General features: G+C 60.4%; 26 protein-coding genes. 8 read left to right on the top strand and 18 right to left on the bottom strand.

Features of this window, described 5'->3' with window-relative positions; translation table 11 throughout:
* The 18 genes from ACIQUH_RS27010 to ACIQUH_RS26925 form a co-directional block, all read right to left on the bottom strand.
* Nucleotides 1-131, bottom strand: a 131-nt coding sequence (locus ACIQUH_RS27010; RefSeq protein WP_400821106.1) for an FAD-dependent oxidoreductase, incomplete at its 3' end; no start/stop codon positions are given.
* Between the two features lie 228 nt (nt 132-359).
* Nucleotides 360-1,079 carry an ABC transporter ATP-binding protein gene (locus ACIQUH_RS27005; protein ID WP_400821104.1) on the bottom strand — a complete coding sequence of 240 codons (720 nt, stop codon included), beginning with the start codon at nt 1,077-1,079 and terminating at the stop codon, nt 360-362.
* Nucleotides 1,076-1,828 carry an ABC transporter ATP-binding protein gene (locus tag ACIQUH_RS27000; RefSeq protein ID WP_400821101.1) on the bottom strand — a complete coding sequence of 251 codons (753 nt, stop codon included), beginning with the start codon at nt 1,826-1,828 and terminating at the stop codon, nt 1,076-1,078. Before ACIQUH_RS27000 ends, ACIQUH_RS27005 begins: the two co-directional genes overlap by 4 nt.
* The gene (locus tag ACIQUH_RS26995; RefSeq protein WP_400821098.1) at nt 1,818-2,708 is read right to left on the bottom strand and encodes a branched-chain amino acid ABC transporter permease; all 891 of its coding nucleotides are present in this window, start codon (nt 2,706-2,708) and stop codon (nt 1,818-1,820) included. The genes ACIQUH_RS27000 and ACIQUH_RS26995 overlap by 11 nt, the downstream gene beginning before the upstream one ends.
* Complete coding sequence (locus tag ACIQUH_RS26990) at nt 2,701-3,591, bottom strand: branched-chain amino acid ABC transporter permease (protein WP_400821096.1); 891 nt, start codon at nt 3,589-3,591, stop codon at nt 2,701-2,703. Before ACIQUH_RS26990 ends, ACIQUH_RS26995 begins: the two co-directional genes overlap by 8 nt.
* Before the next feature lie 58 nt (nt 3,592-3,649).
* Nucleotides 3,650-4,744: an ABC transporter substrate-binding protein gene (locus ACIQUH_RS26985; protein WP_400821093.1), complete on the bottom strand. Its 1,095-nt coding sequence runs from the start codon at nt 4,742-4,744 to the stop codon at nt 3,650-3,652.
* 571 nt (nt 4,745-5,315) lie between these two features.
* Nucleotides 5,316-6,026, bottom strand: a complete 711-nt coding sequence (locus ACIQUH_RS26980; protein WP_400821090.1) for an alpha/beta fold hydrolase — start codon at nt 6,024-6,026, stop codon at nt 5,316-5,318.
* A 14-nt stretch (nt 6,027-6,040) separates the two neighbouring features.
* Entirely contained in the window at nt 6,041-6,967 is a 927-nt protein-coding gene (locus ACIQUH_RS26975; protein WP_400821088.1) for an electron transfer flavoprotein subunit alpha/FixB family protein, read from the bottom strand.
* The gene (locus ACIQUH_RS26970) at nt 6,967-7,725 is read right to left on the bottom strand and encodes an electron transfer flavoprotein subunit beta/FixA family protein (RefSeq protein ID WP_400821085.1); all 759 of its coding nucleotides are present in this window, start codon (nt 7,723-7,725) and stop codon (nt 6,967-6,969) included. Before ACIQUH_RS26970 ends, ACIQUH_RS26975 begins: the two co-directional genes overlap by 1 nt.
* Before the next feature lie 33 nt (nt 7,726-7,758).
* On the bottom strand, nt 7,759-8,769 hold the full coding sequence (locus ACIQUH_RS26965; protein WP_400821082.1) for a biotin-dependent carboxyltransferase family protein: 1,011 nt from the start codon (nt 8,767-8,769) through the stop codon (nt 7,759-7,761).
* Nucleotides 8,766-9,461 carry an allophanate hydrolase subunit 1 gene (locus ACIQUH_RS26960; protein ID WP_400821080.1) on the bottom strand — a complete coding sequence of 232 codons (696 nt, stop codon included), beginning with the start codon at nt 9,459-9,461 and terminating at the stop codon, nt 8,766-8,768. The genes ACIQUH_RS26965 and ACIQUH_RS26960 overlap by 4 nt, the downstream gene beginning before the upstream one ends.
* Before the next feature lie 86 nt (nt 9,462-9,547).
* Nucleotides 9,548-10,309 carry a LamB/YcsF family protein gene (locus tag ACIQUH_RS26955; RefSeq protein ID WP_400821078.1) on the bottom strand — a complete coding sequence of 254 codons (762 nt, stop codon included), beginning with the start codon at nt 10,307-10,309 and terminating at the stop codon, nt 9,548-9,550.
* Between the two features lie 9 nt (nt 10,310-10,318).
* The gene (locus ACIQUH_RS26950) at nt 10,319-10,762 is read right to left on the bottom strand and encodes a VOC family protein (RefSeq protein ID WP_400821075.1); all 444 of its coding nucleotides are present in this window, start codon (nt 10,760-10,762) and stop codon (nt 10,319-10,321) included.
* 4 nt (nt 10,763-10,766) lie between these two features.
* Entirely contained in the window at nt 10,767-11,543 is a 777-nt protein-coding gene (locus ACIQUH_RS26945; protein ID WP_400821072.1) for an SDR family NAD(P)-dependent oxidoreductase, read from the bottom strand.
* 11 nt (nt 11,544-11,554) lie between these two features.
* Nucleotides 11,555-12,730, bottom strand: a complete 1,176-nt coding sequence (locus tag ACIQUH_RS26940) for an NAD(P)/FAD-dependent oxidoreductase (protein ID WP_400821070.1) — start codon at nt 12,728-12,730, stop codon at nt 11,555-11,557.
* A gap of 7 nt (nt 12,731-12,737) precedes the next feature.
* Nucleotides 12,738-14,216, bottom strand: a complete 1,479-nt coding sequence (locus ACIQUH_RS26935) for an aldehyde dehydrogenase (RefSeq protein ID WP_400821069.1) — start codon at nt 14,214-14,216, stop codon at nt 12,738-12,740.
* A gap of 64 nt (nt 14,217-14,280) precedes the next feature.
* Entirely contained in the window at nt 14,281-14,868 is a 588-nt protein-coding gene (locus tag ACIQUH_RS26930) for a thiamine pyrophosphate-dependent enzyme (RefSeq protein WP_400821066.1), read from the bottom strand.
* A 6-nt stretch (nt 14,869-14,874) separates the two neighbouring features.
* Nucleotides 14,875-15,429: a phosphonopyruvate decarboxylase gene (locus ACIQUH_RS26925; RefSeq protein ID WP_400821064.1), complete on the bottom strand. Its 555-nt coding sequence runs from the start codon at nt 15,427-15,429 to the stop codon at nt 14,875-14,877.
* A 99-nt stretch (nt 15,430-15,528) separates the two neighbouring features.
* Here ACIQUH_RS26925 and ACIQUH_RS26920 point away from each other — a divergent pair, with 99 nt between their 5' ends.
* The 8 genes from ACIQUH_RS26920 to ACIQUH_RS26885 all read left to right on the top strand — a co-directional run.
* Nucleotides 15,529-16,515: a LysR substrate-binding domain-containing protein gene (locus ACIQUH_RS26920; protein ID WP_400821062.1), complete on the top strand. Its 987-nt coding sequence runs from the start codon at nt 15,529-15,531 to the stop codon at nt 16,513-16,515.
* A 134-nt stretch (nt 16,516-16,649) separates the two neighbouring features.
* On the top strand, nt 16,650-17,810 hold the full coding sequence (locus ACIQUH_RS26915) for an acyl-CoA dehydrogenase family protein (RefSeq protein WP_400821060.1): 1,161 nt from the start codon (nt 16,650-16,652) through the stop codon (nt 17,808-17,810).
* Nucleotides 17,811-17,818: 8 nt separating this feature from the next.
* Nucleotides 17,819-18,559 (top strand): NAD(P)H-dependent oxidoreductase, encoded by a 741-nt coding sequence (locus ACIQUH_RS26910; protein WP_400821057.1) that lies wholly within the window; start codon nt 17,819-17,821, stop codon nt 18,557-18,559.
* The gene (locus tag ACIQUH_RS26905) at nt 18,552-19,676 is read left to right on the top strand and encodes a CaiB/BaiF CoA transferase family protein (RefSeq protein WP_400821054.1); all 1,125 of its coding nucleotides are present in this window, start codon (nt 18,552-18,554) and stop codon (nt 19,674-19,676) included. The genes ACIQUH_RS26910 and ACIQUH_RS26905 overlap by 8 nt, the downstream gene beginning before the upstream one ends.
* A 73-nt stretch (nt 19,677-19,749) precedes the next feature.
* Entirely contained in the window at nt 19,750-21,006 is a 1,257-nt protein-coding gene (locus ACIQUH_RS26900; protein ID WP_400821052.1) for a Glu/Leu/Phe/Val dehydrogenase, read from the top strand.
* A 25-nt stretch (nt 21,007-21,031) separates the two neighbouring features.
* A complete protein-coding gene (locus tag ACIQUH_RS26895) occupies nt 21,032-21,862 on the top strand; it encodes a MaoC family dehydratase N-terminal domain-containing protein (RefSeq protein ID WP_400821050.1) in 831 nt (276 codons plus the stop codon).
* On the top strand, nt 21,856-22,674 hold the full coding sequence (locus tag ACIQUH_RS26890) for an HpcH/HpaI aldolase/citrate lyase family protein (RefSeq protein ID WP_400821047.1): 819 nt from the start codon (nt 21,856-21,858) through the stop codon (nt 22,672-22,674). Before ACIQUH_RS26895 ends, ACIQUH_RS26890 begins: the two co-directional genes overlap by 7 nt.
* A gap of 91 nt (nt 22,675-22,765) precedes the next feature.
* Nucleotides 22,766-24,258 (top strand): acyl-CoA carboxylase subunit beta (locus ACIQUH_RS26885; RefSeq protein WP_400821045.1); only part of this gene is annotated, 1,493 nt, incomplete at its 3' end.

Below are 24,258 nucleotides of genomic sequence, written 5' to 3'. Positions count from 1 at the left end.
TTTTCGAGAACGACGACCGAAAGCTCCGGCTCCACCTGCTTCAGACGGATCGCCGCGGCAAGACCCGCAGGACCCGCACCGACGATCACAACGTCGAATTCCATCGCTTCGCGGGACATGGCTTCGTCCATCTGACCCTCCCTGATTTCCTGAATGGTCGGCTTTCACAATCTCACAGTTGACTGCAAGAGCGCCAAAATCTGTTTCTTTGTAATAAGATAGGTGCATCTCCGCCATTATATTCGTGCTCTATGGGATATGCATCCTGGATATATCTTCATAAACCCGGCACGTCTGTCTGAAGAGAGTGACGAAAAAGAGCGCCGCAGCGCTCTTTCCCTCAACTCCAACAGTGACGATCAGTGCACCTCGCCGCCCAGATACAAAGCTCTCATTGCCGGATCGGCCAGGAGATCGCTTGCCGGGGCTTCGATTGCGACTTTTCCAAGCGACAGGACATAAGCACGGTCAGCAACACCCAGGGCTTCGAACGCGTTCTGCTCCACCATGACGATGCACATGCCCTGAGTGTCGCGAATATTGGCGATTGCGTCGAAGACCTCATGCAGCATCAAGGGGGACAGTCCCGCCGAAGGCTCGTCGAGCAGGAGGATTTCAGGTCCGGCAATCAAGGCCCTTGCCAGCGAAAGGAGCTGTCGTTCCCCGCCTGACAAGGCGGATGCTTTTCGTCCCTGTTTCGATGCGAGGGACGGATATTGCTCCATAAGCGCCTCATAGCGCTCGGTGGTTGTCGAGCGGTCAAGAAAGCGTGCGCCAAGCCGCAGGTTTTCGGCAACGGTCAGGGTTCCGAACACATTGTCGGTCTGTGGTACATATCCAACCCGGTGATGGCGAACCTTTTCGTGGATGGGCACGTCACTGACATTCTGGCCGTGCATGTTGACGGTGCCTGCCCGTGGGCGCACATAGCCCGCGATAGTTTTGAGCAGGGTGGATTTTCCGCAGCCGTTTGGTCCCAGAATGGTAACAAGTTCCTTTCTGCCGGCACTGAGGGAAATTCCGTTGAGAATGTCTGCGCCGTCACCATAGCCGGCGCGCAAATCGGAAGCATCGATCATCTTTGTACCATTCCGCCTTTTTCAACTGCTTTGCCGAGATAGGCCTCGACGACGCGAGGATTGCTTTCGAGTTCGCTTGGCAGGCAGTCGGCAATGATTTCACCGCGATCCAGCACAATGCAGCGCGTGCAGAGATCCCGAATAAACAGCATGTCATGCTCCACGACGAGGCAGGCTCCACCACGCGCGACATAGCGACGCAAAACGTCAACCAGCTCGGAGCGCAACGACACGTGAACGCCGGCAGTCGGTTCATCGAGACAAAGCAGTTTCGGCTCCGCCCTGAGCGCTGTCGCAACCGAGAGAAGCTTTTTCTGTCCACCCGACAAAGCGCTCGCGGCGTTACCGGCGACATGGGACAGTTTGAATTCCTCAAGCAGAGTATCGATGTCAGCGCCGAAGCTGACCGAGGCGAAGCGTCCCCCATCAGTCCTTTTGCCCGCCTTGATGACTTCGCGGACCGTCATCCTGTGGGGCATGGACGGAAGCTGGAAGGTGCGCACCAAACCAAGGTCGGTGATGGCTCGTACCGGCGCATTGGATATGTCCTTGCCGTCGAATGTCACGGATCCGCCGCTGCTCGGCAGGAACCCCGAAATCACGTTCAGCGCGGTACTCTTTCCGGAGCCGTTCGGACCCAGCAGCCCGACGATTTCCCCGGGGCGAACGGATAGAGACACGTTTTCGAGGACGCTTAAGGGACCGAAGGACTTGGCGAGTTGGCGAACGGTGAGAAGGTCAGTGCTCATGGCGATCTCCAATACGCTCTGGGAAAATGCCCTGCGGGCGCAGCAGGAGGAAGGCGAGGATCACGCCGCCGGTGAGAACCAGTCGCGCCGCCGCCACAAAATCGGATGGCAGCTCGAAATAATCCTTCACGAAGGGCACATAGGCCATCATGAACTGCATGACAATCGCGCCCAGAACCACACCCCGGTTGTTGGCGATGCCACCGACGATAACCATCGACCAGATCAGGAACGTTTCCGGTGCGACAAGCAGTTCCGGCCCCACGAAGCTCAGATAATGGGCGTAGAGTACGCCGGCCACGGCCGCGAGAAGCGCGGAAATGACGAGGACAACCGAACGTATGTGATCGATGTCGTAACCCAATGATCGCGCAAGTTGGGGTTCCTCGCGGATAAGCTTCATGCCAAGACCGAAGTTTGAGCGGACGAGCCTTTCACAGAGCCACCATGCCAGAACCAGTACACCGCCAAACAGAAGCAGGCGTGCCACACCGTCCCAGGGCCTGAGGTCTGCAAACAGGAGAGGCAGGCCGGATATGCCCTGTGCGCCACCGGTCAGACCCTCCAGATTGGTGATGAATATCCGGACGATCTCGGCGACTGACAAAGTCGCGATACCCCAATAATCCGAGGACAGACGCCGCCCAAGCCGGGCGAAGAACAATGCCATGGCGACCGCGAAGACGAGGGCGAGCGGCAGTCCGAGGAAAACGGGAAATCCAAAATAGTGAATGAGACCGGCCCCATAGACGCCGCAGCCGAAAATCGCCACGAGGCCGAAATTCATCAATCCCATGTATCCCGCCTGCAGGTTGAGACTGAGGGCGAGAATTCCGTAGATGAATGCAATCGAGACGACATGAATCAGGAAGTCAAACACGCGTCACCTCGCTTACGAAAATGCCCCTGGGGCGGAACAATAAAATCGCGATCAGCAGCGCGAATGAAGCGGCAGGTGCGTAACTTGCCGGCAGGAAAAAGAATTCCTGACCCGTGAGGAAACCGAAATTGACGTTGGTAATGAGGGTTTCCGCAGCGGCGATGATGATTGCGCCGACGACGGCGCCGAAGGCGTTGCCGAGACCGCCCAATATGGCGGCGGCGAATACCGAGAGAAGCATATTTGTTCCCATGTCGATGCTGACGGACCCTCTGAGGGCCAGCATCGAGCCGCCCAATGCGGCCAGAAGCCCGGACAGGAACACGACGAAGGCCGTAACCCTGTCATTGTTGACGCCGCTGGCCGCCGCAAGAACCGCATTGTTCGAAACCGCGCGCATATCCCGCCCGAGAGGCGTGCGGAACAACAGGATAGCAAAGCCAACGAGAATAAGGATGGTGACGCCACCCGACACCATCTGCATTTCGGTGATGCGTATTCCAAGAACCCGTGTCGCCGGTGCCACCGGGACGGAAAAACGCTGCGCGGCGGGGCCGAATCCGAGAAGGAAAATGGCGGTCAGCACCATGCTCAGCGCCAGAGAGCCGATGAGCGCGATGGCGGGATCAAGTTTAAGAAGACGCTGAAACAGAAACCGGTTGAATAATTGGGCGAGAACGCCCACGAGCAGGGCCGAAATGGCAATTGCGAGAACAAGGGGAACGCCCTGGTTCTGCATCGCCATGCCGGTGAAAGCGCCGACCACGGCATATTGCACCAGGGCAACGTTTGGAAACCGGATCAGCGAATAGACCGAACTGAGCGCGACGGCGATCAACGCCAGATCTACCGCCCTAAACAGGGTGTCAAAAAGGAATTGCATGGTGAACGAGCCATATTTGAAGGCCGGAAGCGGAAACCCGCTCCCGGCCGGTTAAACCTTAGTAACGAACGAGGTCTTTGCCTTCGACCTTCAGCTTCTGGTAGGGCTGCCAGAGGCGCTGTCCGTCGGCATCGAGCTTGATTTCGCCAGTGGCACCGTTCACCCCTTCTTTCCCAAGTGCTTCAATTGCCTTGAGAACTGCGGCGCGGTCGGTCGAGCCTGCCTTGTTGAGCGCGGCGGCCGCGAAGATGACCGTGTCGTGGGCATAACCGCTCCAGGCCGAAGCGAAGGGTTGACCGTAGGCGGCCTCATAAGCCTGCTTGTAACCCGTATCGCCAGCCGTGTAGTCGACATCCATGCCGATCAGGCCCTTCTTGAATTCCGCCGGCGTGTCAGCATTGTGCATGGTGATGAGCACGGAGTACCAGGGCTTGTCCTGGAGACCGAGTTCGTAGGATTCCTGCATCATCAGGCCGCCATCCGCGCCATAGGCGGTGAAAACATAGGCGTCGGGGCTGGACGATTCCGCCTGCTGAAGCTCGCGCCGGTAAGTCGTCTGCCCGGAGGTGTACATGATCGTCGTGGTTATCTCACCGCCGAGATCCTTGAAATGTTTGGTGAACTCATTGGCCACGCCCTGCCCGAAAGCATTGTTCATCGCAAGCACGGCGACCTTTTTCCACCCGTGGGCAATGACGTCCTTGGCCGCGAATTCGGTTGAAACGTTGTCGAGACCGACCATGGAAAAGGATGTCGCGCCGATCTTGCGGACGAGGCCGGAGGTGGAGGCCGGATTGAGATGCGGAACGCCTTCGCCGACGAGATATTGCCCCATCGGAATGGTGATACCCGAAGAATACTCACCCATAACGATCGAAACCTTATCCACGGACACCAGCTTGCGGGCGGCATCGATGGCGCGCTGCGAGGTGTTACCGGAATCTTCGTAGATCACCTTCAGCGGCTGCCCAAGGACGCCGCCTTTTGCGTTTATTTCCTTGACCGCCAGTTCGATACCGCGGCGCTGGTCTTCGCCACCTCTCGCATTGACGCCTGAAAGCGGCAGGACTGCGCCGACCAGGACATCCGCATGGGCGGGAATAACCATCGCCAGAAAGGATGCCAGGGCAAGAAATCGAGTGTTCATCTTCATTATGTTCCCCTTGATTGATGATGTTTGAATAAAGTTTCAGGGCACGCCTGAAGCGTGCTCCGGCATGAAATCGATATGCAAAATCCCGCCCGAGAAAATTTTCCTCGAGTTCGATGGAAGAGCGCCCCGTTCAGGGAGGCACCGCAGGTATCGTTGGAGAATTGTAACCGGCTCGGTGCCGGCAATCGTTCCCGGTTATTATTGCAGCGAATGGCTGTCTTGTTATTGAAGCTACTGTGGCCGGGGAGAAGCGTTCGAAAAACTAGAATTGCGCGATAAGCGCTATATCTAAATTTTATTGGCGGATTGCGAGGCCAAGATCGCAGCGTTGTGCCGGACAATCGGAAACCGGCAATCCAGAGCTTGCGCATCTCTGGCTTGAACGGAATCGTTCGACGTTATTTAAGTCTTTGTTTCTGAAAAATTTTCGGATGAAAAACCGCGACGCGGTTTTACTGGAATGCCACTGGCAAGACCCTGGAAAGTGATCTCGGGATGGGGATCGTCGAGATTGCCCAGCTCATTCATTCGGGCATGCGAGGAGCGAGGTCCGTTCCCGGCCGGAACAATCTCAGACGGAAAGCACGGATTTCATCAGCCAGTTACGCAGAAGCACTGTGGTTTCTTCGGGTTTTTCCAATGGAGGAAGGTGTCCGCATTCCTTGAAAACATGCAGGCTGGCGCCGGGGATATTGGAATGCAGCACCTCGCTTTCAGGCAAGGGCGTTAAAACATCTTCGGCACCAACGCCAATCAGCGTCGGAACCGTGATGTTTGAAAGATATGGCCGGGAGTCGACCCTGCCGAGGATGGCGCGCTGCTGTCGCACATAGGCTTCGCCTCCAACGCGCAGGGCCATCTCCCTTACGTCCTGTCCCACCGGCCCACCGAGGTGGCGATGATGAACGAGCTGAGGCAGCAGCCGGCTGGTAACGCCGGTAAAACGGCCCAGAGCCAGACTTTTTATTCCGGCAAGCCGTGCTGCAGCCTTGGCCGGTGAATCCGCTGCTGCAGACGTGTCGAGCAGGGCCGCTCCGACGATCCGATCGGGAAAATATCTCAGAAGCTCGAATGCGACATAACCGCCCATTGAAAGGGCAACGATTGCAAATTGGCCGCTTGCGAGTGCCGCAACCCTTTGCGCCATGGCAGCGATGGTATCGTCCTGTGTCAGATCCGCGACAAGTACCGGCGCGACATTGCCCAGATCGTTGACCTGCCTTTTCCACAAGTGCTCGTCGCAAAGCAGGCCGGGCAGGAAAATGATCGTTGGCAATGTCATCGGGCAATTCCCAGCTAAAGTTTCGCGGTCAATTCGGGGATCACTGTAAAGAGATCTCCCACCAGGCCGAAGTCGGCGATCTGGAAAATCGGGGCCTCCTCATCCTTGTTGATCGCAACGATGACTTTTGAGTCCTTCATGCCGGCGAGATGCTGGATTGCGCCGGAAATGCCGACTGCGACATAAAGTTCAGGCGCGACAACCTTTCCGGTTTGTCCCACCTGCCAGTCGTTTGGCGCATAACCGCTGTCGACTGCGGCGCGGGAGGCTCCAACGGCGGCATCCAGCTTGTCGGCAAGGGCCTCGACGATTGCGAAGTTTTCCCTGGAGCCGACACCGCGACCGCCCGAAACGACGCGCGAAGCCGATGCCAGTTCGGGGCGGATGCTCGTTGCAAGATCGTCGGCAACCCATGTCGACAGACCGGAATTGTCCGAAGTCGCAAGGTCCGTGATCGTGGCTGGCTGGCCCTCACCGGCGGCTTCGAAATTAGCGGTCCGGATGGTGAAAACCTTGATGGCGTCTTTCGACCTTACGGTCTGTATCGCGTTGCCGGCATAGACCGGGCGCTCGAATGTCTGAGCGTCGATGACCGCAGAAACCTCGGAGATGACCATGACGTCCAGAGAGGCCGCCACACGCGGCAGCACATTCTTGGAATTCGTCGTCGCCGCCGCAGCGATATATCCGTAGTTGCCTGCAAGGTGAACGATAATCTTCGCAAGCGGCTCCGCGAGGTTGTGATCGTAGACATCGCTCTCCGCGACGTGGACCGCGGCGACGCCCGCAATTGCTGCCGCTTCCAAAGCTGCCGGCTTTGCCGACGTTCCCGCGCATAAAACAGTCACAGGTCCGAGAGCGCTTACAGCGCTCACCGCCTTGGCGGTGGCGTCGCGATTGAGTTTCCCGTCTACAAATTCAGCAATAATGAGTACAGACATTATAGGACTCCTGCTTCCCTAAGCTTGGCAACCAGTTCATCGACCGAGGCGACCTTGATGCCCGCTTTTCTTGCCGCCGGCTCGCGGGTGGAGATCACCTCCAGACGCGGCGTGACATCGACCCCGAGACTGGCGGCGGTCATTTCCTCAAGCGGCTTTTTCTTTGCCTTCATGATGTTCGGAAGCGAGGCGTAGCGCGGTTCGTTCAAACGCAAATCCGCTGTGACGAGGGCCGGAAGTTTCACCTCGATTGTCTGCAATCCGCCATCGACTTCGCGGGTGACTTTCGCGACCGTTCCGGCAATTTCCACCTTCGACGCGAATGTCGCCTGGCCCCAGCCGAGGAGAGCGGCCAGCATCTGGCCCGTGGCATTCATGTCATTGTCGATTGCCTGCTTGCCGGCGATGATCAACGAGGGCTCTTCCCGCTCGGCCAGCGCCTTGATGATCTTGGCCACCGCGAGCGGCTCGATGTCCTGATGAACATCGTCGGATGCGACAACCAGAATGGCGCGGTCGGCGCCCATCGCCAGTGCGGTTCTCAGCGTATCGGCCGCCTGTTTGACGCCGATGGAGACGACGACGACCTCCGTGGCGGTCCCGGCTTCCTTCAGCCGCACGGCCTCCTCAACGGCGATTTCGTCGAAAGGGTTCATCGACATTTTTACATTCGCCAGGTCGACGCCGGTTCCGTCCGACTTGACGCGAGGCTTGACGTTGTAATCGATCACCCTCTTGACGGGCACGAGGATCTTCATGGGCATCTTCCTTTGAATTTCTATCTTTGCCGGTCAGGCGACGGCATCTACGACGCCGCCGACAAGGTTTTCCCTCATAAGGCGCTGGTCGAGCGTTCCCTTCGGTTTGGCGATGGCCTGGTAATAGGTCGTCAGCTTCATGGCGGCGCTGCGGGCGAGGCTCACGGCCTCCTCGGCCGATACCGGCCGGAACGCGACCGGGTCGCGCGGACGGAGCTGAACGAATGCGTCCAGGTCGCAGTCCAGAACCGTCGCAATCTTCGGATAGCCGCCGGTCGTCTGGTGGTCGGCAAGCAGAACCGTCGCAACGCCGTCGCCGGCGACCTGAACCGATCCGCGCACGATCGGTTCGGAAGGCATATCGAGCGGACCTTCGGGGGCGACGATCGGCCCCGCGAGCCGGACACCCATGCGATCCCACGCATCGGTCATTCGCCACTCGCCGGAGCGGAAGGCGGCAATCGACTGCGATCCGAAAAATCGCTGTTGCGGCCCAAGCACCACCCGAACCTCGCTTCGCGGACGGGCGCAGACCGGGCAGGGGATATCGCCTTCGCGGTCGTCCCGTGTGGTGGCATTGCCGATTGTCAGTTGTTGACCCGCGCTCAGCTTGCCGCCACCGAAACCCGACAGCATGTGGGTGGAAGCGCTGCCGAGCCATGTCGGCGTCTGCAATGTTCCGGCGAAGGCGAGATAGGACCAGCTGCCCCATGGGCCTGGCCTTATCGCCAGTTTTTCTCCAGCCGTCAGCGTTGCGATTGTCCACGATCCGCGCTTCTGCTCGGCGTGGTCGACAATGAAACCGCCGCCGGCGACCGCAAAACTGACCGTGCCGGAAAGGCACTGCAGAACCAGCCCGCCCATGGAAATTTCAATACCCGGCGCGTTGGCCGGATTTCCGAGCGCCACATTGGCGGCCGTGAAAGAAAGCCTGTCCATCGGGCCGGAGGCCGGCACACCGTAACGCATCAGCCCGTAGCGACCGCCATCCTGAATGGAGACATGCGGGCCGGCAAATGAAACGGATAAGATTGCATCGCTCATCGGCCTGCCTCCCTGTCGAATTCCGCGCGTGTGATCCGGCGGAACCGGACCTTATCCCCGACGTCGAAAAGAAACGGGTGATCGGCGTCGCCGGTGAGAATTGGCGTCGGTGAGCGGCCGATGATCCACCAGCCGGTGGGCATGGTGATCGTCGACACCAGGCATTGCGGACCGGCGATCAGCACGCTGCCTGCCGGTACCCCACGCACGGCGGTGGACTTGCGCGGCGTTCTTATCCGTTCGGGCACGCCTGCGAGATAGGCATAACCCGGGGCAAAACCATACATGAAAACGTCATAGTCGCCGCTGAGATGCGCCTCGATAACCTCTTCGGGCGAAAGCCCCGCCGCCTCGGCGACCGCCGCAATATCGGGGGCGAATTCATCGTCGTAGCAGACGAGAACTTCCCGGAGGACTGCCGGTGTTTCGACAGATCCGGCCGCGCCGAGCAGGCGCCGTGTCGCTTCTTCGACCTGTCCATGGTCGGTCAGCACGGGGTTGAAACGAACGAGGATGGACGCGTAGGCCGGTATTGCCTCCACAAATCCCGTGAAAGGCTCTGCGGCCAAGGCTCGATCCAGCTTTATCACGCGCGCATGGATCGCATGGTCAATTGTTTCACCGAACTCGATCAGCAGGCTGTGATCTGCGACAGGACTGAAAACCGGAAAAGACCGAATGAAAGACGTCACGTCAAAAGCCGCCTTCAACCGGAATGAAATCGGCGCCTGTCAGCGTGACGCGAGCACTCGGATACGCTTTTTCCATCGAGAATTCCTTAAATGGTCAGAAAGGGAGTAATGGAGATGCCCGCCATGGTGAGACGGCTGCGAATCTCCTTCGCCATTTCGACAGCGCCCGAACTATCGCCATGCACACAGATCGAATGGGCCGCGAGATGAACGGTCTGCCCCTCGATTGTCGGCATTTTGCCGTCGTCGAGAAACCTGAGGAGGCGGTCGGCGGCTGCCGCAGCATCATGCAGCACCGAACCTTCGCGCGACCTTGGCACCAATCTGCCGTTCGCAAGATAGGCGCGGTCCGCAAAGATTTCCGAAAATACCTCGACCCCGGCGGCGCGCGCCGAGAGTTCCAATTCAGTGCCGGAAATGGCAAGGATCGCCAGATGGCCGGGAAGCGCTGCGGTTGCGGCGACAATTGCGTCGGCGACCGCACGGTCATCGGCGGCCAGATTGCCCAGCGCACCATGCGGCTTGACGTAACGCACGTCTGCACCCGCAAGTGCTGCCACGCCCTGAAGACTTCCGACCTGCGCCGCAACCATCCGGCCGATTTCAGACGGCTTCATCGGGATCACTCTTCGGCCGAACCCTTCGCGATCTGCGTAACCGGGGTGGGCGCCGATTGCCACGCCCCGTTCCGCCGCCCCTTTCAGGGTGAGAAACATCGTTTCAGGATCGCTTGCGTGCCCGCCGCAGGCAATATTGGCGGAGGTGACGACGGCGAGTATCGCCGCGTCGTCACCCATCCGCCAGGGACCGAAACCTTCACCGATATCCGAATTGAGATCGATCTTCATCTCTCAGGCTCACGTTCCCGGCCGGTTGGTGGATCTGGTCAGGAGCGTAACGCCACCGTTTTCGGCCGTATCGTAATAGGTGAAACCGGTTCGATTGGACCTACGGCCCGACATCTTCACCGGCATACCCGATGCCGCCTGCGCTGCGTCCGCATCGGCAACCTCAAAGCCCAGATGAAAGACGCCTTCGCCTTTCGTTTTGAGGAACTCCCGCTGGGGGCTGGGGTCTTCGCTCGGCTGGCAAAGCTGAAGCTGAAAGTTCGGCAGGTTGCAGATGCGATATTGCATCTTGTTGAAGGCGACCGGGTTCGGAACGTTCAGCTCTTCATATTCGGCCAGCGGCGGATAGGCGATCCAGGGACCAACGCCGATAGACTCGTAATAAGACTGCGTCTTGTCGATATCGTTGACGACGAGGCAGATGTGGTGGAGCTTTTCGAATATCTGGTTCATGGGTTTAGTCCTCCTTGCTGGGCATGACGTAGTTCAAGACGCGGCGTCCGCCGTCGGGATAGATGGTTTCTCCAGTGATGAAGGACGCATCGTTGCTGGCGAGGAACGCCACGACGGAGGCGATTTCTTCCGGCTCTCCATAGCGTCCCATCGGGGTGCGCATCATGATGGCCTTGTGGCCGGCGCTATTGACGAAATCGCCCGCGACCATCTCGCTCATAATGGTGCCGGGTCCGACGCCGACGACGCGGATACCATGCGGCGCAAAGGCCACAGCGCCGGTGCCGGTGACCTGATTCATGCCGCCTTTCGAAATCGCGTAAGGCGCGACATTCGGGTTGGCCAGTCCGGAATTGATCGATGACATGTTGATGATCACACCGCCATGACCCTGGGCGATCATCTGCCGGCCGGCCGCCTGCGTGCCGAAAAACGCGCCTTTCAGATTGATGGCCAGAACCGTGTCATAGGTCTCTTCGGTCACGTCGAGAAAAGGCACGATCGGGCAGATGCCGGCATTGTTGACCATGATGTCGAGCTTGCCGAATTTTTCGACGGCCGCGGCGACGAGTTGTTCCACCTGCTGCTTGCTGCTGACATCGGCCACGACCGATGCGAGGTTGCCGGCGGAGCCAAGTTCCTTGACCGTCGTATCGAGACGCTCGGCGTCGACATCCGCGATCACGACATTGGCGCCTTCCGAAAGGAAACGCACCGCTGTCGCCCGGCCGATACCACGCGCAGCACCGGTCACAACGACCACTTTGCCCTCAAACCTCATGTTCTTCTCCTTCAATAAATAATGCTCTCGGGCAGGGGGCTGCCCGTTCGAATGCGATGATAGCCGAGCGGCGTAAGATCGAGACTGGTATAATTGCCATGGGCGATCAACTCGGCCACGCCTCGGCCGGCGGCGGGGGCATGCATGACGCCATGCCCGGAAAAACCGGTCGAGAATACGAGATTGCCGATCTCGTCATGCAGCCCGATAACGCCGTTATGGTCCAGTTCGTTGATTTCGTAATGGCCGGCCCAGGATCGTTCAAGCCGAAGCTCTTCCATGGCATTCACGCGGGTCGCCAGCGCCGGCCAGAAGACCTCCTCCATCAGGTCGTGATGCGGTTCGAAATCATCGGTCGCATCGTGGTCCTGATCGGCCGGCGGCTGAATGCCGCCAATGAAACCCTCGCCTTCGGGGCGCACCCAGATGCCGGAGGAATCGAACAGCATCGGGAAATTGCCGGCCTTGAGCGGGGCGCGGAACGAAAAAACGGTTCGCTTTTTCGGTGTGACCGGCAGGGCCTGCCCAAGCGCCGAGGTCAGCGCGCCGGATGCGGGGCCGGCCGCCATCACGCACCAGTCACAGGGCAGGCGATCGCCATTTTCCAGCAATACGGCGCTCACGCGGCTTGCAACGATATCGAAGCCGGTGACTTTGCCGGTGATGTATCGCACGCCAAGATCCTTGGCGGCGCCACGTACCAGCGACAGAAGCGACCAGGCATCGAACCAGCCCTCTCCCGTCGCTCCGAAAGTGCCGATGCCGATATCCTCGACCGATATGTAAGGAAAACGCGCCGCGATCTCGTCTGGCGACAACGCCACCACATCCGCGCCCTCGGCCTTCTGCATGTCGACCGCGAGGCGGCGGGTTTCGACGGTCTCGGGTCCTCCAAGGATCAGATAGCCCTTCTCGACATAACCTATGTCCGCGCTTTGGCCGAAAATGTCCTTGATGTTGCGGAAGAAATCCACTCCGAACAGGCTCATGTGGATGTTGACGGGCGTACCAAACTGGGTGCGGATCGACGCTGCGGACAGCGCGGTCGAACAGAATTGATAGGTCGGATCCTTTTCGACGACGGTGATATCGCCGGTAAAGCCTTCGCGGCGCAGGAACCATGCCGCGAAACTTCCCATGATGGCACCGCCGACAATGACGACGCTGGCTTTATCGGTTTTATCCATCTCGACCTCAGCGAATGATGAAGGGGTTGGCGACCTGACCGGCGGTATCGATCCACACCGTCTTCGTTTGAAGATAGGCGTCAATCGCCTCCTGACCGCTTTCACGGCCGACCCCGCTGCGTTTATAACCACCGAACGGCGCCATATAGCTGACCGCGCGATAGGAATTGACCCAGACCGTGCCCGCCTCAAGGTTTGCGCTGCCACGAATGGCGCGGGCGATATCCGCCGTCCAGAGACCGGCCGCAAGCCCGTAGGGGCTGTCATTGGCAATGGCGTAGGCTTCTTCCTCATCGTCGAACGGAATGATCGACAGAACCGGGCCGAACACCTCTTCGCGGGCGATCCGCATCTGGTTGTTCACGCCGGTGAAAATCGTTGGCTCAACGAACCAGCCGTCTTTCAATTCGGCCGCATCGGGGGTCTTGCCGCCAAGAACCGCCTCGGCTCCCTCCGCCCGTGCAATATCGAGATAGGACAGAACCCGGGCGCGCTGCGCCTGCGTTGTGATGGGTCCGACCTGCGTTTGTGCATCCGAAGGGTTGCCGATACGGGCAGTGGCGGCGAGTTTGACGACGCCGTCAACGACCTGATCGTGGACCGATCGCTGAACCAGAAGTCGCGAACCGGCAATGCAGGTCTGGCCGGATGCGGCGAAAATGCCGGAAATCGCGCCGTTGACCGCATTGCCGATATTCGCATCGGCGAAAACGATATTGGCGGATTTGCCGCCCAGTTCCAGCGTTACGGTTTTCAGCCCCTCGGCGGCGGCGCGGTAAACCGCGATGCCACCCGGCTCTCCGCCGGTAAAGGCGATTTTCGCCACATCGGGGTGGTTGACCAGAGGCACGCCCACTTCAAGCGGCATTCCGGTGACGGTATTAACGACGCCGGGCGGGAATCCCGCCTGTTCGAACAGTTTTACGAATTCAAGCGCGGAGACCGATGTGTGCTCGGAGGGTTTGATGACGACGGTGTTGCCGGCAGCCAGAAGCGGGGCGAGCTTCCACGTCAGAAGCATCAGCGGCGAGTTCCATGGAACGATTGCCGCGATAACGCCGATAGGCTCGCGCCGGGTGAAGGCGAACATGCCGGCCTTGTCGATGGGCAGGACGGAGCCTTCGATCTTGTCGGCGAGGCCGCCGAAGTAGCGAAACCACTCAGGAATGTAGCGAAGCTGGGCGGTCATTTCCGCAAGCAGCTTGCCGTTGTCGCGGGTTTCGAGAGCCGCGAGGCGTTCGGCATTTTCGGCGATGAGATCGGCGAGCCGGACAAGCAGTTTGCCGCGCGCGGTTGCGGTCAGGCCAGCCCATTGCGGCGAACGAAATGCTTTCCGGGCCGCCGAGACTGCGGCCTCCACTTCCATCGGACCGTCGAGGGGCACGAGCGCCCAGGGCTTGCCCGTGAAGGGATCGAGCGATTCAAACGTATCGCGCACGGGCACGCGTTTGCCATCGACGGTATTCTGAAAGCGATCCAGCGCCATTTGTTCCTCCGCACCACTCAAAAATGAAAACCGGGAGAGCCGTCAAAAGCTCTCCCGGCAGAATTCAGCAGGTTGTAAGCCCGAGATGTGCGCGAAAACGGTTCTTGATGAAGACTGCATCGCGCGGCGGCAAGGAGCGCGGCAGATTTTCGGCGTTGATCTTGAGAACGAACAGGCGCGGTCCCGAGGCGGGCGTCCGCAGCCGCTCTACCAGCGCATCCACATCTTCGAGGCTGCGCAGTTCGGCGGTGTCCGCAAAGCCAGAGGCGGCGGCGATCCGGTCGAAAGCGATGCCCCGCCCGGTATGGCTAGACTGCATGCCGGTTTCGCCGAAATGCTGGTTGTCGAGCACGATGATATCGAGGTTTTTGGGAGCGGCGACCGAAATCGTCGCGAGCGCGCCGAAGGCCATCAGCTGCTCGCCATCGCCGGTAATCACCATGACGCGCTTATTCGGCTGGGCCTGGGCAACACCCAGACCGGTAAGGGCAGCGCCACCCATGGCGCCCCAGAGGTAATAATTGCCGTCGACATCGCCGGCGGCATGTACGTCATAGCTCGGCGAGCCAAGGCCGGTGACGACAAGTGCGCCGTCGCGTGCGGCGAGAAGCTTGTTTACGGCTGCGCGGCGGTCCATCGTGTTATTGGTCATCGTCTCTTACCACTTCTTCTTTCCAAGCAGGCGCTGCCCAATCAGGACCGCGATCTGCTGATCCGCATCGAATGCCATACCGGCGGCCTGGCTGGCGATCTCGATCAGATCCTCGCCCGTTTCCGCCCGCAGTACCGTGACGCCGATCGCGCGAAGCGAAGCTTCCGTCGCCTGTCCCATCGGAACCTGCCAGGGATTGAACTCGGCCCATTCACCGCGCATGGTGACGAGCATCAGCAGCGGCGTGCGCGTCTGCACGGGAAGGGAAAGCATGTTGATACAGTTTCCGACGCCGGACGACTGCATCAGGATGACCGAACGCTGACCGCCGAGCCAGGCGCCGGTGGCAATCGCGACGCCTTCCTCTTCCGTGGTCAGGACATTGGCGGTCATGTCGGCGTCTTCGTTGAAGAGGCGGATCAATGTGGAATGCCCCGCATCCGGAACATAGGACATGTGGCTGATGCCGGCGGCCTTCAGCGTATCATAGAGTTCCAGCGGCCAGTCCACGGCCAGATCGCGCGTTTCCCCGCTTTTGGTAATCGCTGCTGCGACAGTCATCAAATTCTCCCTCGCATGGCTGTTTCTTCTTCTATAGCCTTGCCGGAATTTGTTCACATCGACCCTTTTTAATGATCAGATATAGCGGTATTGTATAGCATGGAAATATCTCAGCTACGCACCCTCATTCATGTCGCGGAACTCGGCAGCCTCTCCAAGGCTTCGGACCGCCTGCATATTGCGCAACCGGCATTGAGCCGCCAGATTCGTCTTTTGGAAGAAGAGCTGGGCGTGCGCCTTTTCGACCGCCATGGGCGCGGAATGATCGTGACCGATCAGGGCCAGGACGTGTTACGACATGCCCTGCGTGTCATGGGCGAGCTGGAAGAAATCCGGGCGTCCGTTGCGGAAGGCGATGCTCCGCTGCGCGGTCATGTGTCGATAGGCATGCCGCCAACTGCGGCAGACATTCTGACAGAACCGCTGGTCGCGGCATTTCGTGAAGCGCATCCCGAGGCGACCCTGCGCATTGTCAGCGCCTATTCCGGCTATCTACTCGACTGGATGCATCGTGGCGAAATCGATGCGGCAATCCTCTACGATCCGAAATCGGCGCGAACGCTCCGGGTTCAGCCCCTGCTTGAGGAAGTATTGTTTCTCATTGGGCCACCGGGGACAGGCCTTTCTCTGGATGTGCCCGTCGATTTCGGCGATCTGGAGGGCGAGCGCCTGCTGTTGCCGAGCGCCGGGCATGGTCTTCGCGCCATCCTCGACAAATGCGCCGATGAGCGGGGTTTTTCACTGCATGTTCCCGTCGAAGCGGACAGTTATTCCACGTTGAAGACCCTGGTTCGCGGCGGGCATGGCTCGACCATCCTGCCCAAAGCGCCGATCCATCGCGATATCGCGCTGGGCCAGCTTTGCGCCGCACCGCTCGTGAACCCGGTTCCCATGCGGCGGTTGATCATGTCATACCCGACGGACCGTCCCGTGCCCCGACTGGCGCGCTTCGCCGGGCAAACGATCGCGTCAAATATCGTCGGCATGGTGGAGCAGGGTGTCTGGCCCGGAAAATTGCCCCCGGATGAGCCGAAGCCGGAGGGTGGCGGACCCAAAACACGGGTTTCGCGCTCGTCCAATGTTTAAGTCCGTCAAGCTCCACGAGCCGACCTTCGGCATGAGCCATACAATCAGTTTATAGCTGATCTAGCTGTCTTGTCGTTGTCGGCATCCCTCATCTCTGGCAAGCATATTTGTGAGATGAATGGGAGATACCCTCGATGAGCCAGACAGTCGAAACATATCCGGAAATTCGCGAAGCTGTCGCAAAGCTTTGCGGCGAGTTTCCAGGAGAGTACTGGCGTCGGCTTGACCGCGAAATGGCCTATCCGCAGGAATTTGTCGACGCCTTGACGGAAGCTGGCTGGTTGTCCGTGCTGATCCCCGAGGAATATGGCGGTGCGGGCCTGCCGCTGTCGGCAGCAGCTGCCATTCTGGAGGAAATGCAGCGCGCCGGCTGTAATGGCGGCGCTTGTCATGCACAGATGTATACGATGGGAACGCTGCTGCGCCATGGCTCTGCGGAACAGAAGGAAAAATACCTTCCGAAGATTGCGAGCGGCGAATTGCGCCTTCAGGCCTTCGGGGTGACGGAGCCGACGAGCGGCACCGATACCGGCGCACTCAAGACCATCGCCAAACGCGACGGCGATCATTTTGTCATCAACGGCCAGAAAATCTGGACCAGCCGCGCTGAATATTCCGATCTCATGCTGCTTCTGGCGCGAACGACGCCATTGAAGGAGGGGATGAAAAAGACCGAGGGCCTGTCTGTGCTGCTGGTCGACATGCGCGAAGCGGTCGGAAACGGCCTCACCATCCGCCCGATCAGGACGATGATGAACCATGCCACCACGGAAGTGTTTTTCGACAATTTGCGGGTACCTGTCGCCAATCTCATCGGTGAAGAGGGCAGGGGTTTCCGCTATATTCTCTCCGGCATGAACGCCGAGCGCATTCTGATCGCGTCCGAATGTGTCGGCGATGCGAAGTGGTTTATCGAAAAGTCGGTGGATTACGCCAAGAACCGCAGCGTGTTCGGCCGCCCCATCGGGCAAAACCAGGGCATTCAGTTCCCCATCGCCAAGGCTTACGCCAATATGCGGGCGGCGGAGTTGATGGTGCGAGAAGCGCTCGGTCTTTACGAGGCCGGCGCCAATCCCGGAGCCGAGGCCAACATGGCCAAGATGCTGGCGGCGGATGCCAGCTTTGAAGCCGCGAATGCCGCGATCCAGACCCATGGCGGCTTCGGTTTTGCCGAAGAATATGATGTCGAACGCAAATTCCGCGAGACCCGTCTCTATCAGGTCGCGCCTATTTCGACGAACCTGATCCTGTCCTATCTGGCCGAGCATGTGCTGGGCCTTGCCCGTTCCTATTGAGGTCAACCATGAATATTCTGATTGTCTATGCCCATCCCGAACCGACCTCGTTCAACGGAGCGATGAAAGACCTTGCGGTCAAAACGCTTTCCGCCCTGGGGCACACGGTCGTGGTCTCCGATCTTTATGCCATGGGCTGGAACCCGGTGACGGGCGAGGGTGATTTTCTGGGGGAGCGCTCCGATCCGACGCGTCTCAGCATCGCCCGTGAACAGACCCATGCGATGGAGACCGGAACGATCGCGGCGGATATCGCCGCCGAACAGGCCAAGCTTGCCAATGCCGATCTGGTGATCTTTCAGTTCCCGGTCTGGTGGTTCGGCATGCCGGCAATCCTCAAGGGCTGGGCGGACCGTGTTTTTGCCCGCGGTTTCGCCTATCTCGCCGGGCGCAAATACGACACCGGCATGTTCAAGGGAAAGCTGGCAATGGTTGCCGCCACGACCGGCACTTCGGCAGATACCTATGCTCCCGATGGCATCGATGGTGACATTCTTACCGTGCTGTGGCCGATCCATAACGGCCTTTTCCGCTATAGCGGCTTCGACGTCCTGCCGCCCTATGTCGCTTATATGCCCGGCCGCGAGGACGAGGCGGGGCGCAAAAGGCAGCTCGACGGTTATCGCGCGCATCTTGAGACGCTGGAAACCACGCCGCGCCTGTTTTTCCATTCCGCCGAGGATTACGGCCCGAACGAGCGTCTGAAGCCGGGCGTTCTGGCAAGATCGGGACAGCAGCGCAATGTCTGAGGGCGCGCTCTCCGGTCTTTTGGTCATCGCCATCGAACAGGCCGTGGCCGCGCCGCTCTGCACGGTGAGGCTCGCGGATGCCGGTGCCAGGGTGATCAAGATCGAGCGCGCGGGCGGCGAAACCGCCCGCAATTACGATAACGCCGTCAAAGGCACATCGGCCTATTTCGCCTGGCTCAATCGCGGCAAGGAAAGCGCCGTTCTCGATCTGAAGGACGAGCGCGACCTGAACCTTCTGTCCGTGCTTCTCGAAAAAGCCGACGTCCTCATCCAGAACCTCGTGCCCGGCGCGCTGGCGCGGATGGGCTTTACGCCCGAGGTCATCGCCGCACGTTTTCCGCGTTTGATCGCGGTCTCGATCAACGGCTACGGACAGGATACCGCCTGCGCGCCGATGCGCGCCTATGACATGCTGGTGCAGGCCGAAAGCGGGCTGTGCGCCGTGACCGGCACGCCCGACGCGCCATCGAAAATCGGCGTCTCGGCCGCGGATATCGCGACGGGAATGAATGCGCACGCGGCCATTCTCGAGGCGCTGATCGAACGGGAGCGCAGTGGCCGCGGCAGGCAGATCGAAGTGGCGATGTTCGACGGCATGGCGGATTGGATGGCGGTGCCGCTGCTGCATTACGAACATGCGGGGCGCGAAACCGGCCGGTTTGGCCTGTCGCACGCTTCCATCTATCCCTACCGCCCGTTTGCCTGCGCCGACGGCACATTGATCGTCGCGACACAGACAAATGCCGAGTGGAAAAAACTGTGCGCGCAGGTGCTGGATCGCCCGGAACTGGCCGAGCACGCCGATTTCGCCACGAACCCGCTGCGGGTCTCGAACCGCGTCGCGCTCGATCGTGAGCTTGAACCCGCCTTCCGTGCCCTCGACGTTGCCGACGCGGTCGCCCGGCTGGACAAGGCCGGCATCGCCTGGGGCCGTTATACCGAGGTTCGCGATCTGGGGTCTCATCCGGCCCTTCGCCGCGTCGAGGTCGCCCTGGCTGACGGCGCGCTGATCACCCTTCCGAGACCGGCAGGGCGCGATGCGGGCTTCCGCCCCGGCCCGGTTCCGGGCCTCGGAACCGACACGGACAACATCCGGGCCGAATTTTTACCCGGCTGACACCGACCGATGCCGAATTAATCGAAGACCTTGCGAAACTGTGACGAGTTCGCGACGAGAGGAGCGTTCGCCTGTGAGTACATTTTCCGGCGCTGTCTTCAAGATGGCGGAGCAGCAGTTCGAAACCATCGCCGATCATATCGGCATTCCCACCCATGAACGGGCACGGATATTGATGCCGAAGCGGGCGATCACGGTCGCTTGCCCCATTCGCCGCGATGATGGCACCATTGCGGTTTTTGAAGGTTATCGCGTCCAGCATCACCTTACCTTCGGCCCGACCAAGGGCGGAACGCGTTATGCCGCGAATGTCGATCTGGGAGAGATCGCCGCACTGGCAATCTGGATGAGCTGGAAATGCGCGCTGGCCGGTCTCCCTTATGGTGGAGCGAAGGGCGGCATCGCAGTCGATCCCTACAGCCTTTCCCCGCGCGAGCTGGAAGGTCTTTCGCGCCGCTACATGCAGGAAATGATCCCCTTTGTCGGCCCCGATACGGATGTTCCGGCTCCGGATATGGGAACCAACGAGCAGGTCATGGCCTGGTTCATGGATACTTATTCGTCGTATCAGGGCGCGACGGTGCCGGGCGTTGTGACCGGCAAACCCGTCGCCATCGGCGGCACGGTCGGACGCCGTGAGGCGACCGGGCGCGGTGTCGCCCATCTTGCGGCCCGCGCCATGGATTATCTCGGCATCGCTCCATCCGGGGCAACGGCCATCGTTCAGGGTTATGGCAATGTCGGCTCTTACTCAGCCCGCACCTTGCAGGATATGGGCCTGCGCATTCTCGGGGTCAGCGACCATACCGCCTGTTATTACGATCCGCGCGGTCTCGATCTCGACGCCATCGACGCCCATGCCGCGAAACACGGCGTTCTGGCGGGCTGGAGCAGCGAGGCCGCCTTCGATCCATCCCAACTTCTGACGCAGCCATGCGATGTTCTCGTTCCCGCTGCGGTCGAGCGTGTCATCGATGCCGAGGTTGCAGCCGGGCTGAAGTGCCGGATCCTCGCGGAAGGCGCGAACGGCCCCACCACCCCCGAGGCGGATCTCGTTCTCGACGAGCGGGGCGATATCTTCGTCGTTCCCGATATTCTGTGTAACTCCGGCGGCGTCATCGTCAGTTATTTCGAGTGGGTGCAGGGTCTCCAGCGGCTGTTCTGGGAAGAGGAGGAAGTGACGCGCCGAACGAATATCATCCTCGACCGCGCGTTCAACCAGGTGCTGGAACGCGCCCGGATCGACGGCGTTTCAAACCGCATCGCGGCCATGACCATCGGCGTCGAACGCGTTCTCGACGGCAAGCGCCGTCGCGGCATTTTTCCGTGATCGGCAAACAGGAGGGGATGAAAGCATGACGGAGCAAACCGATTTTTCCGCCTGGATCGACCGAACGGACAAGGGCCTGCCGGAAGAGGTGACGGGCCGGCTTCTGGACCGCTATCGCGCGACCTTCGACCCTCATCTTGCGGATACGGGTCATGCGCCGGCCGGGATCCATTGGTGCCTTTCTCCACCGGTCGTGACGGCTGCGCTGCTCGGCGAAGACGGTCATCCCCGGAAAGGCGGCTTCCTTCCTCCCGTTCCTCTGCCAAGGCGAATGTGGGCCGGCGGCGAACTGGAGTTCCTCGATCCGCTGCGCGAAGGCGACATCGTCACGCGGACGTCGCGCATTGCCGACATAAGGCGCAAGGAGGGGCGAAGCGGCGTTCTGTGCTTCGTCACTGTCAACCATGAACATGCCACGCATCGGGGCGTCGCGATCCGCGAACGGCAGGATATCGTCTACCGGGCGGCCGCAACCGCGCCGGCGACCGCAGCGCTGGCGAATGCAAGGGGCGATGCCGATCTGCAAGCCGAGGTGCCGGTCGACACGGTCATGCTGTTTCGATACTCCGCCTTGACCTTCAACGGGCATCGCATTCACTACGATGAGCACTATGCGCGCGCGGTCGAGTTCTATCCCGGTCTCGTCATCCACGGACCGCTTCAGGCGACCCTGCTGTTGAATTTTGCCGCGACCCTTGGGGGAGGAATGCCGCGCAAATTCAGCTTCCGGGGGGAAAGCCCCGCCTGCGGCGCTCAGACGCTGCGGCTGCGGGCCTGGAAAAATGCGGGCGGGAGCGAGCTTGCGACGGTGACCGGCGATGACGTCACGGCAATGACGGGAACAGCGACATGGTAAGGCGCTTTTCCCCTGTCGTGGCGCCGCTGTTCGTTCCCGCCACCCGTCCAGAACGCTTTCTCAAGGCGGCGCAGAGCGGCGCGGATGCGATTATCATCGATCTGGAGGATGCCGTTGCCGCGGCCGAGAAGGAGGAGGCTCGCGCCCGTCTCGCAGCTTTCGATCTGGCGACCCTGCCGGTGCCGGTCTATGTGCGGACCAATGCGTCGAATACGCAATGGTTCGTCGATGATCTCGACGCCATTGCGCGCATGGCGGTGGCGGGCATCGTGCTTCCCAAAACCGAAACGGAAGACGATTTGCGGGATGTCGCCGAGCGTTCAGGCGAGGCCTTGCCGGTGATCGGCCTGATCGAGACGGCGGTCGGCGTCAATGGCCTGCCGCAGCTTGGACAGGCGTCCAATCTCGCGCAGATGGCTTTCGGCTCGATCGATTTTGCGCTCGATATCGGAGCGCGGCATCAACGCGACAGTCTTCTCCTTGCCCGCTCGGCCCTGGTCCTGCACGCGCGGGCGGCCCGGTTGCCCGCCCCGCTCGATGGCGTAACAGTCGCGATCTCCGATGCCGGGGCCTTGGCGGCCGATTGCGACCATGCGGCAGCCCTCGGCTTCGGCGGAAAACTTGCCATTCATCCAAGCCAGATCGAAGCGATCCGAACGGCATTTCGGCCTTCGGCGGAGGAGGTCGCCTGGGCTAGGAAAGTCCTGTCCGCCGAGGCGGACGCTGCCGGTGCGGCCGTGAAGCTCGACGGGGCGATGATTGACGCACCGGTCGCCGAACGGGCAAGGCGAATCCTCGCACGTGCGACCTGATATCGCCAACCCATCGAGCCGCCGTTTGGCCTGCGGGAGCGGGCCGTTTCAACGCGCGGTTTTTTCGTCCAACAAGAAGGTGACGGCACGGATGACCGAACCATTGATAGCAAGGCAGGCGCAGGCGCGCCTCGGCGGCGGCGTCAAGCGCATCGAGGCGCAGCATGGCAAGGGCAAGCTGACGGCGCGCGAGCGCATCGACGTGCTTTTGGATGAAGGCTCCTTCGAGGAATACGACATGTACGTCACCCACCGGGCGGTGGATTTCGGCATGGCGGAGCAGAAGGTGGCGGGCGACGGTGTCGTCACCGGCTGGGGCACCATCAATGGCCGGCAGGTCTATGTGTTTTCGCAAGATTTCACGGTGCTTGGCGGTTCGCTCTCGGAAACCCATGCCCAGAAGATCTGCAAGATCATGGATATGGCGGTGCGCAACGGCGCGCCGGTGATCGGGCTGAACGATTCTGGCGGCGCGCGCATTCAGGAAGGCGTGGCCTCGCTTGGCGGTTATGCCGATGTGTTCAAGCGTAATGTCATCGCCTCCGGCGTCGTGCCGCAGATATCGGTCATCATGGGTCCCTGTGCCGGTGGGGCGGTCTATTCGCCCGCCATGACCGATTTCATCTTCATGGTACGCGACACCTCCTACATGTTCGTGACCGGGCCGGATGTGGTGAAGACGGTGACGAACGAGATCGTCACGGCGGAAGAGCTTGGCGGTGCCTCCACCCATACGAAAAAATCCTCCGTCGCCGACGGTGCTTATGAAAACGACATCGAGACGCTGGAACAGGTGCGGCTGCTGTTCGATTTCCTGCCGCTCAACAACCGCGAAAAGCCGCCGGTGCGCCCGTTCCACGATGACCCGGCGCGGCTGGAGGCACGGCTCGATACGCTGATCCCCGACAGTTCCAACAAGCCCTATGACATGAAGGAACTGATCCACGCGCTGGCCGACGAGGGTGATTTCTTCGAGTTGCAGGAGGCTTTTGCCAGAAACATCATCACCGGCTTCATTCGTCTCGAAGGCCAGACGGTGGGGGTTGTCGCCAACCAGCCGATGGTGCTGGCCGGCTGCCTCGATATCGACGCCTCGCGCAAGGCCGCCCGCTTCGTGCGCTTTTGCGATGCCTTCAACATTCCGCTGCTGACGCTGGTGGATGTGCCGGGTTTCCTGCCCGGCACGGCGCAGGAATATGGCGGCGTCATCAAGCATGGTGCGAAGCTGCTGTTCGCCTATTCGGAGGCGACGGTGCCGATGGTGACGCTGATTACCCGCAAGGCCTATGGCGGTGCTTATGACGTGATGGCGTCCAAACATATCGGCGCGGATGTGAACTACGCCTGGCCGACTGCGGAAATCGCCGTGATGGGCGCGAAGGGTGCGGCGGAAATCCTCTATCGTTCCGAGCTTTCCGATCCCGAAAAGATCGCCGCGCGCACGAAGGAATATGAGGAGCGTTTCGCCAATCCTTTTGTCGCGGCGGAGCGCGGTTTCATCGATGAGGTGATCATGCCGCATTCGTCGCGCCGCCGCATCGCCCGTGCGTTTGCCTCGCTGCGCGGCAAGAGCGTCGAAACCCG

The sequence above is a fragment of the Agrobacterium sp. NPDC090283 genome (assembly GCF_044769685.1).
Lineage (GTDB): Bacteria > Pseudomonadota > Alphaproteobacteria > Rhizobiales > Rhizobiaceae > Agrobacterium.
This window is presented reverse-complemented; position numbering and strand designations above follow the sequence as displayed.